This window comes from Nonomuraea turkmeniaca, from assembly GCF_005889735.1.
Classification (GTDB): Bacteria; Actinomycetota; Actinomycetes; order Streptosporangiales; family Streptosporangiaceae; genus Nonomuraea; species Nonomuraea turkmeniaca.
In genome coordinates, this window is record NZ_VCKY01000015.1 from 51,645 (window position 1) to 64,562 (window position 12,918).

The following is a 12,918-nucleotide window of genomic DNA, read 5'->3' on the forward strand; positions in this document are numbered from 1 at the left end:
ATCCTCCCACGCCGGGCGTGCTACGAGCGACGTAGTGGCCGGCCGGCCTCGTGCAGGTGGCGCAGGGCCTGCCCCCATGAGGCGAACAGGCCGCACTCGGCGTAGTCGACGCCGATCGACCGGCAGTAGTCGCGGACGATGGGCTGCGCCCTGCGCAGGTTCGCGGTGGGCATGCTGGGGAACAGGTGGTGCTCGATCTGGTAGTTCAGCCCGCCGAGCGCGGTGGTGATCAGGTGCCCGCCACGCACGTTCCTGGAGGTCAGGACCTGGCGGCGGAGGAAGTCCAGCTCGTCCTCGGCGGTGAGCACGGGCATGCCCTTGTGGTTGGGCGCGAACGTGCACCCCAGGTAGACGCCGTAGCAGGCCTGGTGCACGGCGAGGAAGACCAGCGCCTTGCCGGGCGGCAGCACCAGGAACACCGCGCCCAGGTACGCCAGGACGTGCGCCCCCAGCAGCAGCCCCTCCGTCCTGCGGTTCTTGAGCGACGGGCGGCGCAACGCGCGGAAGCTGGAGACCTTGAGGTTCACCCCTTCGAGGGTGAGCAGCGGGAAGAACAGGAACGCCTGCCAGCGGCCGACGATCCTGGCCACGCCGCGGGCGGCCGCCGCCTGCCGTTCCGACCAGATGAGGACCTCCGGCGAGACGTCGGGGTCGTGGTCCTCGTGATTGGGGTTGGCGTGGTGCCGTGTGTGCTTGTCCATCCACCAGCCGTAGCTGAGCCCGACGGCCAGGTTGCCCACCAGCAGCCCGGCGATCCTGGACGTGCGCCGGGAGCGGGAGATCTGGCCGTGCGCCAGGTCGTGGGCCAGGAGCGTCACCTGGGCGAACGCGACGGCGAGCAGCACCGCGACCGGCATCTGCCACCAGGTGTCACCCACGGCGGCGAACACCGCCCAGCCGCCCGCGAACAGGGCCGATACCAGGCCGATCCGGGCCGCGTAGTAGCCGGGCCGCTTGTCCAGCAGGCCCGCCTGCGCGATGCGGCGCGATAGCCTGGCGAAGTCGCTTCCCCGTTCGGCACGGGCGGTGTCCAGCACAGTCAAGGCTCTCTCCGATGCTGCCGAGTCGTTTATGATCACTCAACAGCATCGCGGGCGCCCGCACCATGCGAATCCCCGCTGACACCCTTGTTCGTGGTAGGGCTGGCCCTACCACGGGCGTGAAACGGCGCCCCCGCCGCCTGGGGGATCGGACTGCCCACCGCACTCAGCGTGGCACTGGACGACCTCACCGGGTTCGGGAATGGCGGGCGGCGGGGGCGCCGGCTCAGGTGAGCTGCAGGGCCGGCATCTCGGCCGGCGCGGCCGCCACCCCGTGGATGTGCAGTTCCGGGCGGAAGGCGGCCAGGTACGCCTCGCGGTCGCGGAAGGTCGCGGCCAGGGCGTCGCCGTAGTCGATCAGCTGCCGGTGCGCGTGCCTGCGTGGCTCGTACCGGGCGTACAGCAGCCGGTCCAGCAGCTCGGCGTCGCCTCCTGCCGCGCTGATGACGTCGGCGAGGATCTCCGCGTCGTGCAGCGTGTAGCTCATGCCCATGCCCGTCATCGGGTGGCAGGCGAACGCGGCCGAGCCGAGCAGGGCGGCGTTGCCCTTGTGGTACGCCGACACCCGCAGCGACGAGACCTTGATCCGCTGCCAGCTGGCGGGCTGGAGCACGTTGAAGGCGTCGGAGCTGTCGGTGACGAACTTCTTGAGCTCGTCGATCAGGGCCGGGATGCCGTCCTCGAAGATCTCCTTGTCGTCCTCGGGGGGCAGGCCGACGAACACCCTGGCCTGGTCCCTGTTGAGCGGGTAGAGGTAGGCCAGCCAGCCGTCGGAGCTGAAGTACAGCCGGTTGAGCTGGGCGACGCTGGCCGTCAGCGGCACGGTGGCCACCCGCATCAGCAGCCGCTCGTACGGCATCGTGACCTGCTCGATGCCGAGCGCCTGGCGCACGGCGGACTTGGTGCCGTCGGCGCCGATGACGACGTCGGCCCGCAGCCGCCGTCCGTCGGAGAGGGTGAGCTCCTCGACCCGGTGGTCGTCGACCGCGATGTCGGCGATCTCGGCGTCGAACCAGAAGTCCACGCCCTCCATCGCGCAGGCCGCGTAGATGAGCTCGACGAGCTCCTTGTACGGGCGGATGAGGAAGCCGCCGTCGGGGAAGCGGCATTCCCTGATCGGGTCGCCGTCGTGGTAATAGCGGATGATGTCGCGCCGCAGGCCATGGCGTTCGACGAGGTTCGCCAGCCCGTGACGAGCGAGCACCCGCAGCCCGGGGGGTTTGAGGAAGTCGGCGCCCGCGCTGGGGATGGACGGTCCCTGCTCGATGACGACGACGCGCCGGCCGCGCCGGCCCAGGAGTAAGGCCAGGAAGCAGCCGCCCAGCCCGGCGCCGACGATGGCTACGTCGCACGATGTGGTTGCCATGACGAGAGCCCTTTCGGTGGTACGAACTAGTTCGAATTCCCGCGGGTCCCCGCGAGCGGTCCGGCCTCGGCCGCCCGCTGCCGCGGGATGTGGTCCATGGGGGGTGTGCGGGTCTCGACAGGCAGCAACGCGTCCGCCTCCGCCGCGACGGTGGCGAGGGTCATCCGCAACTCCAGCAACATCCGGCGCGGCACCTTGATCATGACGTCGCCGGGGTCGGGCCGCAGCCGGGTGATCTTCGTGAGGGCCAGCGCGCCCATGAGGACCGAGATCGCCACGCAGATCGCCAGCGCGCCGGCCAGGCCGGCGAACGGGCCCGCGAAGGGGCCGGCCACGAACGGGTGGTCGATGACAACTGATACGACGGTGATGCCGACGGCACCTCCGACCATGCGGGCCATGGTGGCCGCGCCGACGGCTGAGGCGTACTGCTGCGGGCGGGCGGCCAGGGTGGTGGCCACGGAGGTGCCCGGCGCCAGCGCGCCGACGCCCATCCCCAGCACGACGCTGGCGACCAGCCCCCAGACGGTGGGCCCGACCTGCGTGAGCACGAGCACGCAGGCGCCGCCGCAGAGCAGCGAGCCGGCGTAGATCAGGCCGTACGCGCCGATCCGCTTGACGAGCTTTCCGGCCAGGAAGCTCGTCACGACGACGGCCACCGACGTGGGCGTCAGCCACATGGCCACCTCGAGCATGGGGTAGCCGAGGTGGAGCAGGTACAGCGGCTGCACGGTCAGCAGCCCGTACGACAGCGCGCCGAACCCCCAGGTGGCCAGCCAGCCCCAGACGAACTTGGGCCGGCGCCACAACGCCAGGTCGATGGCGGGCAGGCGGTGGTGCCTGGCCTGCGCGAGCGCGCCGCCGAGCAGGAGGAGGGCGGCGAGCGCCAGCCACACCACGTCCATGCCCCAGGCCATGGCCTTGGAGATGGCCAGGACGACGACCGCGATCCCGGCGGCGAGCAACCATGCGCCGAGCACGTCGGGGAGGCCTCTGGCGCCGGCGCGCCGGCCCGAGGGCAGCGCGAAGCACGCGATGAGGAGCGCGACGCCGATCACGACGTCCGGGACGAACAGGGCTCGCCAGCCGACGGTGGCGGCCAGCCAGCCGCCGCCCGCCTGCATGAGCAGGCAGCCGAGCCCAGAGGCGGAGCTCCACAGCGCGATCGCGCCGCGCCGCTGCGACTCCGGCAGCTCCCCGAGCAGCAGCCCGAGGCTGGCCGGGATCATCGCCGCGGCGCCCGCGCCCTGGACGGCCCGGGCGGCCAGCACGAGCGACCAGGACTCCACGGCGACGGTGGCGACGCCACCCAGCACGAACACCACCAGCCCGACGACCAGGACCCGCCGGCGGCCGAACAGATCGGCCCAGCGGCCGGCCGTCGCCAGCAGCGCCGCGATCGGGATGAACGCCGCGCTGGTCAGCCAGACCAGGTCGCCCAGGGGCATGGCGGCGCCTGCCGGCGTGTAGCGCAGCACCCCGACCGCCAGGGTGGTGGCCGTGGTGTCGGCCATCACCGTCAACATGACACCCGCGCCGACCAGCCGCAGCATCACCGCGTGGCGGCGGCTTACGCCTGTCGTGCTCGTCCCCCGCGCTGGTGACGAACGCACGTGGTCACCTCCAAGCTATGAGTGGTCTCCGCCGGCCGGCACACTCCGGCTGTGCGACCGGCGAGATGGACATGTCGAGTTGTGCGCGAATGAATCAGGCGCCGTAGCGGCCGGGCGAGAGCAGGCCGTCGGGGTCGAGCGCCGTCTTGAGCCGGTGGAGCATGCCGAGGCTGGCGGTGCTGGTCTCGGACCAGACGTCGGCCGCGGCGTGGTCGATGTCGGAGCGGTAGATCGCGCAGCCGTGGCCGCGCAGCACGCAGTTGCCGTCGTTGCGGAGCTGGTGCGCCCGGTAGGGGGCCTCCGGCGCGTGGCGGTCGAAGAAGATCTGGATGACGCCGTTGGCCATGTGCTTGCTGACGAGGTTCCACTCGACCATGAGGGCGGTGGTGTGCGCGTCCACGGCCGTCTGCAGGGCGGCCACGATGTCCTCGGTCCTGCGGGCGCTGGTCGGCATCAGCGGCATCAGCGCCAGGAAGCCCATCCGGCCCTCGTCGATCTGGTCGCAGGAGGTCACGCCGAGCGCGTTGCGCACGCCCAGGCACGTGGGGATGCCCTGCGCCATGAGCGCCCTGGCGTACAGCGGGTCGCCGGGCCGCACCTCGGCGGTGTCGAGCACGCGCAGCGCCTCGGCGCCCTCGACCTCGACCAGCGCCTTGCGGAGGAGCTCCTCGGCGAGCTCGACCGCGGCGTCGCTGCCGAACAGCGGCCCCATGATGCTGAACAGGCTGGGGTCGGCGCCCTTGGGCAACATCCAGTCGCCGTGGCTCGGGACCAGCGCCAGCTCGCGCACGCGCAGCATCCCGTCGGCGGGGTTGCCGCGGCGCAGGAAGCCGGCGATCGCGTCGAGCGCGACGCCGACCTGGTCGCGCGGGATGCGGCCGTGCACCAGGCCGACGGTCTGGGGCCGCGGCACCAGCGCGACCGCCATGGCGGTGACGATGCCCAGGTTGTGCTGGACGAACGCGGCCGTCAGGTCGGGCCCGGCGACCCGGCCGTGGTAGCGGCCGGTCGGGTCCAGCCCGCCGGTGGTGACCACGCTGCCGTCGGCCAGCACGGCCTCCAGCCCGGCCACGTCGTGGACGCGGGAGCGGAAGGTGCCGTCGCCCCGGTCGAGGGCGTTGCCGACGACGGAGGTGTCGGCACAGGAGTTGGTGACGTTCAGCATCCACGGGGTGTCCCGCAGCACCGCGGAGAGCTGCGCCTGCGTGACTCCGGGCTCGATGACGGCGAACCCGGATTCCAGGTCGACGCTGCGGATGCGGTTCATGCCGCTGAGGTCGACGACGACGTTGTCGTCGGTGACCGGCATGGCCGAGCCCATTCCCCAGTTCTTGCCGGTGCTGATCGGGTAGAGGTGGTGCCTGGTCGTCATGGCCTTCCTGACGAGGGCGCGTACCTCGTCGAGGGTGCGCGGCGTCTCGGTGCCCACCACGGAGCGTGGCTGGTGACCGCCGACGTCACGCGGCACCAACTCCACTCGCGTTAGCTCCTGCATGTCTCTCCTCAGGTCTTCCACGTGCTAGGCGGTGTGCTGGAGCAGGTCGTCGATGGAGCCGATGGCCTGGTTGGACATCTCCCTGATGCCGAGCAGGCGCTGCTCGACGAACGGGTCGGTCTCGGGGAGGGCGTCGGGCAGGTCGAGAGTGCCGGAGCTCGCGCGCGGCGGGGACTGCACGGGGACCTCGTGCAGGGCGTACGGGTGACGCCGCGGGCGGACGGTGTCGGTGTCACGGGACTCGTGCCTGGTGCGACCGGGCAGGTGCGGGGGGGTTCGCATGACGGGAGCTCTCCTACCGGATGTGAAGGGTGTTTTCCGGGTGGCCGCTCGCCGTTGAGCGGCGTCTGTGTCAGCGCGCCGGAGCTCGGCCTTCCTCGTGACCGGGGTGTCCGGCCCGTGGAGTGACCGCCGTGGGGATGACCCGCGGCGCGCCGTGGTTGATGACGCTCGCGGCGATGCGGCGTTCCGCGAGCCCCATGTGGGGGCGGCCGCCGCCGGTGGAGCCCGGCCGGGTGGCCGAGCCGCGGATCATGGAGCTGGCGTGCACCCATCGGTGTGACTCGGCCAGCACGTCTCGTTGTGCGCGGCGCAGGTCGGAGTGCCGCGCGTACTGTTCGCAGACGGCGCCCGCAAGCACCCGCGCCATGACGAGGTGCTCTTCGCAGGCCTTCGCCACCTTGGCCTCCAGGCCGATGACCTGGGCCAGCAGCAGCTGCAGGTGGGGCAGCTCCGAGCTGCGCTCGAACCCGTCGAGCTCGGCCAGCCGCGCGGGCCAGCGCAGCCGCCGCTCGATCGAAGCGCACGTGGCGGCCACGACCTCCGCGGCGGGTCCGTCGTCCGGGCTCTGCCCCTCGAGCTGAACGGCGCGTTGGGCGGTGTACGCGAAGTCGGACAGGCGGCGCAGACCGCTCTGCAGCAGGCGTACGCGGTTGTGCAGGCAGGCGGCGCTCCAGCCGAGCACCAGCAGCCGGTCCTGGTCGGCCTCGCAGTGCCAGCCGACGAGGGACACCTCGCGGGCCATGCGGTGGTAGAGCACCCAGCCCTCCTGGCGGGCGGGCGGCTCCGGGGTGTCGATCCACACCTGCAGGCCGCCCGGCGGCAGCTCGCCGACACCGACGTCCATGCCGTCGGGCGCGACCCTGGCGCAGATCCGCCGGACCACGCGCAGATGCGGCGGAGCCACCGACTCCGAGCCGTCCCAGACAGGCGGCACTCGCTCTGGGGCCACTTTCGCCCTTGGCTCGATGCTCATCTGAGGCCACCTCCTGACCCGTGGGCCGTATTCGATCTCTGTAAATTCACACTTAATGTTGCCGCTCTGATCGTGAGCACCGGGCGGTTTTCTGTCAACTGGCACTTAACAGATAGGGTATGGATCCCTCGCCGAGAGGTCAGGCCGTGGCGTGAACGGGCGACTTCCCGCACGTGAATCCCGCGTTTCGGGCCGTGGATGATCTAGAGTCCGTACGGTTCGGCAAGCGTGAAGGACAGGCGAGGAGCAGCCCGTGCCGGTGCCTAGAGCCGTGGTCGCGGCCATGTCGCTCGCCTCCGTGCTGCCCGCGTCGCCCGGCGCTGCGCAGGCAAGAGGCGGTCACTGCGTGCTACCGGAGCACTCCCAGCAGTCCGCCTCTTACCTGATCGATAGTGATTCGTCACTAGACTGGATTCATCCCAATCCGCCGCCTGCCGCGCGGGAGCCGACGGCCTCGGAGCGACTGGATTTCGCCGGGTTCCCGAACGTGTCCGCCTTCGACGTGGTCCGCCCCGACGGCACGCCGGCACGGAAGGTGATCACGACGTTCACCACGAACGTGGACAGGGTCGTCACCCTCACCGGCGAGGCGGCGGTCTCGGACGACGGCGGGGCGACGTTCGGCCCGTCCGGGGCCACGCCGCTGCGGGAAGCGCCGGTCGAGCTGCTCGACGGCCGGTTCTTCGCCACGGAGTACTACCTGACCGGGACCGGGCCGCACACGGCCCGGCTGGGCGTGCTGACCTCCTCGTCCGACGACGCCGGCGAGAGCTGGGTCCGCGCCGAGTCGACGCTGTCCACGCCGGACGAGCGGCTGCCGGGCGGGGTCGTGCACGGCGCGCCGGTGCAACTCGCCGACGGCACGATCCTGATCACCGCGTACGTCCGCTACCGGGACACGGGGGCGCACCAGGCCGAGGTGTACGCCAGCGCGGACGGCGGCAGGACGTTCGCGCGGCGCGGCGTGATCGCCCGGCCCGCCGGCGGGTTCGCGTACAACGAGGCGACCGTCGCGCAGACGATGGACGGCACCTTGCTGGCGGTCGTGCGGCGCGAGGGCGGCCCGTACTCGACGCTGCACCACAGCCGCTCGGCCGACGGCGGCCGGACCTGGTCGCCGGTGAGCGAGGTGCGTTTCGCGGGCATGGACTGCGTGGTGCGCGGGGTGGCGCCGCGACTGCTGCTGATGCCGGACGGAGTGCTGGTGCTCAGCGCGGGGCGGCCGGACAACTGGCTGGCCGTCTCGCCGGACGGGCTCGGGCACGAGTGGCGGGAGCCGCGGGTGACGTACCACAACCGGGACGGGGTGTGGGACACGCACGGGTCGTCCGGTTACACCGGCGTGGCGGCGGTCGGGCCGCACCGGCTGATCCAGGTGTTCGACAACTGCAAGCTGCCGGGCGTGGGTGCCGGCGGGCTGCTGAACGAGACGACGTGCCCGGCGCACGGGCGGTTCGAGCACGGTGGCTGGTACGCGATCAAGCGCCGTCTGTTCACCGTGGCCCCGCCCGGTCCGGGCCTGCTGGACCTCGCCGGCATGCACCGGCGCGGCGAGCTGTCGATCGACACCACGATGCGCTGGTCCAGCCGGGATCGGCCCAGGACGCGCCCGGAGGCCGCCTTCGACGGCAGCACCGGCTACTGGTCGAGCGCCATGGGCCGCCGCGGGCGCTACGTGCTGCATCTGGACCGGCAGTACCCGCTCACCCGCATCGGGCTCAGCCTGCGGCCGGGGCATCCGGCGAACGCGCGCGTGTACGTCTCCGCGGACGGGCGCTCGTGGGGCGATCCGGTCCTCAGAATCATCGGCAGGACGGATTACGCGCTTCGGTACGACCCTATTTCCCGGACGGGCCGGCACGTCAAAATCGTCGTGTCACCGACCGCTGACTGCACTCCTGAAACTGGGCGGAGGTGCGCTGTGCTCAACGAGGTCGAGCTCTATTCCTGACGGCCTGACTTCCCATATGTCCACCGCGTCAACGGACGGTGACAGGCCAGGTCGAAGGCCTCTTTATAGGGAATTGTCGTGGTCACCGGCGCGCTGCGGCGGAATACTCGGGCCCAATCCGTAATGGCGGTAGAGCTCCATCTCCTCCGCCGCGGTCAGGTGCCCGTCGACGTCAATGTGCGGGGCTTCGTGAATCGTTTCCCGGTCGAAGGGAACGCGGATTTCGTGACCCGACCGGTGGGCGCCGGCCAGCGGCACGAAAGGCTGCCGCATCCCGAGGAACCCCATGCGCACGGTCACCCACTGGGGCTCCTCGGTGCGCTCGTCGAGGTAGACCTGGCCGACCTCGCCGATCGGCTCCCCGTCCGGCCCGACGACATGGCATTCGAGCAGATTACGGATCTCGGTCTGCACGGTCACGACGACCCCCCGATGCGTTGACCCTGCCGTAAATGGGATTAATACCCCATATCGCCCATATGCACACTTACTCGCCGTGGAAGCCGCGCAACTCGGCCAGGTGCTGCTCGAGCGTCGGAGCCGCCGCCTTGGCCAGGGCGACGACCGGCTGGGACGATCCCCCGGAGATCTCCTTCTTGGTGGCGGCGATCGCGGCCAGGTGCTCGTTGGTCATGGTCGCGATGAACTCCTGGTCGAAGTCCCTGCCCACCGCGTCCCGCAACTGGAGGATCTCCTCCCGCTGATGGGCGGAGATCGACCTGGGCAGCTGCACGCCCAGCTGCGTGGCCACCTGGGAGACCTTGACGTCGAACTTGGTGTGGTCCTGGACGAGCATCCTGCCGATCGCCTTGATCCGCTTGGTGGAGCCCTTGCCCTGCGCCAGCCGGCCCGCCTGGATCTCGGCGATGTCACCCTGGTGGATGGTCCGCAGCCAGGCGACGTCCTGCTCGGACGGCGGCGTGTCGGTCTTCGGCGCGAGGGCCGCGGTGTTGGTCGGGACCTCGGCGCATCCGGCCAGCGCGGCGACGGCGAGCAAGAGGGTCAGGCGTGTACGCATGGGCGTTCCTATGGCATGGTGACACTGATCCACTACGCAGGGTAACGGTCCCTTTGGCGCGGCCCCAGCATTCCGGTGGCCCGGGCGCGTCCCGGGATCGATGTGACGTCAGGAGCCTCGGGCCGGGGAGCGGAAGCTCAGCTCCAGGGTGGTGTGCTGCTTGCGGATGACGATCCCCTCGGCGTCCGCCTGCCCCGGGTAGGCCTTCACCCGCAGGTCGCCCGCCTGCGGGCGGCCCGCCTCGTCCCAGGCCGCGACGTGCCCGGCCAGATCGGCCGCCAGCCTGGCGCCGGCGCCGCCGTGGCCGCGGGCGACCAGGAAGCCCTCGGCCGCCAGCACGGCGATGCTGTCACCCTCGACGAGGCCGGCGCTGATCGCCGGCCCGGCGGCCGTCTGGCCGCTGAGCGCGCACCAGCGCGGCTCGTGCAGGGCCAGCCACAACGACATGCCCATGCCGATCACGGGCACGGGTGCGGGCTCCTCGACCTTGGTGGTGATCTCGGTGGGCGCGGCGTCGAGCGCGGCGGCCACGTCGCCGAGCTTGCGCGGCCCGGGAAGCGCCAGCATGAGCTCGGGATCCCGCCGCAGCACGATGACCACCTCGGGCCCGGCGAACGGCCCTCGCATCCGCATGAACCCGCACGGGGCCACCGACCGGCTCACCCAGTGCCCGTCATCGCGTTCCATGGCCACGGACACCTGCACGCCGCGCAGGTCGAGCGGCACCACCAGCCGCCCGTCCGGGCGCAGTTGGGCCAGCCAGGCGGGAGCCAGGTCCCACACGCCGACCGTGGCGATGAGCCGGTCGTACGGGGCCAGCTCGGGATGGCCGGCGGCCCCGTCCCCGCGCACCACCTCCACCCGGGACTCCCCCGCGGCCGCCAGGTGCTCCCTGGCCCCGGCGACCAGGTCCTCGTCGATGTCGACGCTCACGACGCGCCCCTCAGGGCCGACCAGGCGGGCGAGCAATGCGGCGTTGTAGCCGGTGCCCGCGCCGATCTCCAGCACCCGGTGCCCGAGCGCCACGTCGAGCTGGTCGAGCATGGTGGCCATGATGGCGGGCTGTGACGAGGAGCTGATGGGCCGGCCCTCGTCGTCGCGTTTGGTCACGATGGGCTCGTCGCGGTAGGCGTCCTGGGGTTCGACGCCGGGCACGAAAAGGTGGCGCGGCACGTCACGCATGGCCGCGGCCACGGGCTCGCTGACGTGCTGGCGCTCCCGCAGCAGCGCCACCATGGCTTCCCTCTGCGTCGCGCAGTCCATGACCCCCATTGTCCACGCCCCCCGTCACGCCCCGCCCGCCTGCACGTCGGGAAATCCCGTACAAGATCGCGTGAGAACAGTTGGTAAAGAACGAGCTAATAAGGGTTGAGGGCGGATAAGGGGGGAAGGGCAGCCAACTCCTGAACGTCGACCGTGAGGAGGAGCCGTAGTGCTCACCCTGACAGCCAACGCAGCACAGGCGATTCGCGATTTGACCGCGTCCGCGCCGGATGCGGCCCAGAGCGGGATTCGCATCTCGTCTCAGGGCGAGAACGCGACTTCGCTCACCCTTTCGCTGGCCACCGCGCCCGAACCGGCTGATGCGATCGTGGAGACCGAGGGGGCGCGGGTCTACCTGGACCCTGTGGCCGCCACCGTGCTTGACGACAAGGCTCTCGATGCCGGAGCCGATGACCAGGGCAGCGTGTCGTTCCTGGTCACCGACCAGTCCGGCGGATACGACACCTGACACGACACGGGCGCCCCGCCGCGGCCTGCCAGGCCGCGGCGGGGCCGCCGCTCAGCTGCCGGAGAGCAGCTTGTGCAGGTAGCGCAGCTGTTCCTCGGACTGGAAGCCGCCGCCGCCCTCGTGGTTGTTCCAGGGCCAGACGGTGATCTCCTTGGGGCCCTGCCAGTGGTTGTACGCGGCGAACACCGTCGACGGCGGGCACACGTCGTCCATCAGCGCGACCGAGTACAACGCGGGCACCTGGCCGCGCGCGGCGAAGTTCATGCCGTCGAAGTACGCCAGCGTGCGGAACACCTGCTCGGCGCTGTCCCTGCGGGTGGCCAGGAACCGGACCAGCTCCTGGTACGGGTCGCGCCCGGTGATCTCGACCGCCCGCCGGAAGTGCGTCAGGAACGGCACGTCGATGAGCGCCGCCTGGACGGCCGGATGCAGCGCGGCCGTGGCCTGGGCGATGCCGCCGCCCTGGCTGCCGCCCGAGACCACGATGCGGCCCCCGTCGACCGCCGGGTGCTCCAGCGCCGCGTCCACGGCTCGGACGGCGTCGGTGAAGACCCGCCGGTAGTAGTAGTCCTCGGGGTCGAGGATGCCGCGGGTCATCATGCCGGGCGCCTGCGGGTTGCCGCTGCCGTGCGGGTCGCCCGTGGTGCCCGGGCTGCCCACGTTGCCGCCGCCGTGGCCGCGGGTCTCCATCACGAACACCGCGTACCCGGCCGCGGGCCAGAACAGGTGGTCCTTGGGGAACCCGCGCCCGCCGCTGTAGCCGATGTAGTGCATCACGCACGGCACCGGCCCGTCCGCCCCGCGCGGCAGCAGGAACCAGCCGTTGATCCGGTGCCCGCCCCAGCCGGCGAACGACACCTCGAACACGTCCACGGCGGCGAAGGGCAGGTCGTACGGGACGTACTCGGCCGCCAGGTCGAACTCCCTGGCCTCGGCCAGGGTGCGGGACCAGAAGTCGTCGAAGTCCGCGGGCTCGTCGCGGTCGGGGAGGTAGGCGCGAAGCTTCTCAAGCGGCAAGTCGAACAGTGGCACGGGCTCTCCAATCCCATCGAAGATGGTGATATTTCATCCCATCATGGCGGAAAGCGCTATCCCGGTCCCCTACTTCCACCGCGTCCGGTGAAAGCTCCGCTCCAGGGTAGGGGTGATCGCGTGAGCAGACACGTCGTCCAGATCCCCTACTCCCACGTCCATCCCGGCTTGATCCTGGACGCCCCCGCGGACGCCCCCGACTTCCTGGTGCTCTTCGGCGACGACTCGGAGTCGCGGGCGCAGCTGATGAGGGACGACACGGGGCGGCCGGTGCTCAGGATGGGCGGGTACATGACGGCCCAGGGCACGGTCATCGACGAGCGCGTGTGGACGGTACGCGAGGCCGCCCGGCACGGCGACCGCGTCCGCCTCCGCCTGGGCCACTCCCTCCCGTAGCCCCGCCGGGGCGCGCGATC

At 71.3% G+C, this 12,918-nt stretch carries 13 protein-coding genes; 3 read left to right on the forward strand and 10 right to left on the reverse strand.

Features of this window, described 5'->3' with window-relative positions:
• Positions 1-20 precede the first annotated feature (20 nt).
• The 6 genes from ETD86_RS06705 to ETD86_RS06730 all read right to left on the reverse strand — a co-directional run bounded on the left by ETD86_RS06705 (position 21) and on the right by ETD86_RS06730 (position 6,769).
• Positions 21-1,043: a fatty acid desaturase family protein gene (locus tag ETD86_RS06705; protein ID WP_425465616.1), complete on the reverse strand. Its 1,023-nt coding sequence runs from the start codon at positions 1,041-1,043 to the stop codon at positions 21-23.
• 223 nt (positions 1,044-1,266) lie between these two features.
• Positions 1,267-2,406: an FAD-dependent monooxygenase gene (locus ETD86_RS06710; protein ID WP_138665219.1), complete on the reverse strand. Its 1,140-nt coding sequence runs from the start codon at positions 2,404-2,406 to the stop codon at positions 1,267-1,269.
• A 26-nt stretch (positions 2,407-2,432) separates the two neighbouring features.
• Positions 2,433-4,019, reverse strand: coding sequence for an MFS transporter (locus tag ETD86_RS06715; protein WP_138665220.1), 1,587 nt, complete (start codon positions 4,017-4,019; stop codon positions 2,433-2,435).
• 94 nt (positions 4,020-4,113) lie between these two features.
• Entirely contained in the window at positions 4,114-5,514 is a 1,401-nt protein-coding gene (locus ETD86_RS06720) for an FAD-binding oxidoreductase (RefSeq protein ID WP_138665221.1), read from the reverse strand.
• A gap of 24 nt (positions 5,515-5,538) precedes the next feature.
• Positions 5,539-5,796 carry a hypothetical protein gene (locus tag ETD86_RS06725; RefSeq protein ID WP_138665222.1) on the reverse strand — a complete coding sequence of 86 codons (258 nt, stop codon included), beginning with the start codon at positions 5,794-5,796 and terminating at the stop codon, positions 5,539-5,541.
• 70 nt (positions 5,797-5,866) lie between these two features.
• Positions 5,867-6,769, reverse strand: coding sequence for a hypothetical protein (locus ETD86_RS06730; RefSeq protein ID WP_138665223.1), 903 nt, complete (start codon positions 6,767-6,769; stop codon positions 5,867-5,869).
• A 253-nt stretch (positions 6,770-7,022) separates the two neighbouring features.
• Here ETD86_RS06730 and ETD86_RS06735 point away from each other — a divergent pair, with 253 nt between their 5' ends.
• A complete protein-coding gene (locus ETD86_RS06735) occupies positions 7,023-8,720 on the forward strand; it encodes an exo-alpha-sialidase (RefSeq protein WP_138665224.1) in 1,698 nt (565 codons plus the stop codon).
• A 63-nt stretch (positions 8,721-8,783) separates the two neighbouring features.
• Here ETD86_RS06735 and ETD86_RS06740 read toward each other — a convergent pair whose 3' ends face one another.
• From ETD86_RS06740 to fxlM, 3 genes are all read right to left on the reverse strand, one after another.
• Entirely contained in the window at positions 8,784-9,140 is a 357-nt protein-coding gene (locus ETD86_RS06740; RefSeq protein ID WP_170222914.1) for a PRC-barrel domain-containing protein, read from the reverse strand.
• Positions 9,141-9,207: 67 nt separating this feature from the next.
• Complete coding sequence (locus tag ETD86_RS06745; protein ID WP_138665226.1) at positions 9,208-9,738, reverse strand: DUF4142 domain-containing protein; 531 nt, start codon at positions 9,736-9,738, stop codon at positions 9,208-9,210.
• Between the two features lie 108 nt (positions 9,739-9,846).
• Complete coding sequence (fxlM, locus tag ETD86_RS06750) at positions 9,847-11,001, reverse strand: methyltransferase, FxLD system (protein ID WP_211369866.1); 1,155 nt, start codon at positions 10,999-11,001, stop codon at positions 9,847-9,849.
• Between the two features lie 169 nt (positions 11,002-11,170).
• Between fxlM and ETD86_RS06755 the strand changes: the two genes are divergently transcribed.
• On the forward strand, positions 11,171-11,470 hold the full coding sequence (locus ETD86_RS06755) for a Fe-S cluster assembly protein HesB (protein ID WP_138665228.1): 300 nt from the start codon (positions 11,171-11,173) through the stop codon (positions 11,468-11,470).
• 51 nt (positions 11,471-11,521) lie between these two features.
• On the opposite strand, the gene ETD86_RS06760 is transcribed toward ETD86_RS06755, so the two are convergent.
• Positions 11,522-12,502 carry an acetylxylan esterase gene (locus tag ETD86_RS06760; protein ID WP_138665229.1) on the reverse strand — a complete coding sequence of 327 codons (981 nt, stop codon included), beginning with the start codon at positions 12,500-12,502 and terminating at the stop codon, positions 11,522-11,524.
• Positions 12,503-12,622: 120 nt separating this feature from the next.
• Between ETD86_RS06760 and ETD86_RS06765 the strand changes: the two genes are divergently transcribed.
• Entirely contained in the window at positions 12,623-12,898 is a 276-nt protein-coding gene (locus ETD86_RS06765; RefSeq protein ID WP_138665230.1) for a hypothetical protein, read from the forward strand.
• The last annotated feature ends 20 nt before the right edge of the window (positions 12,899-12,918 follow it).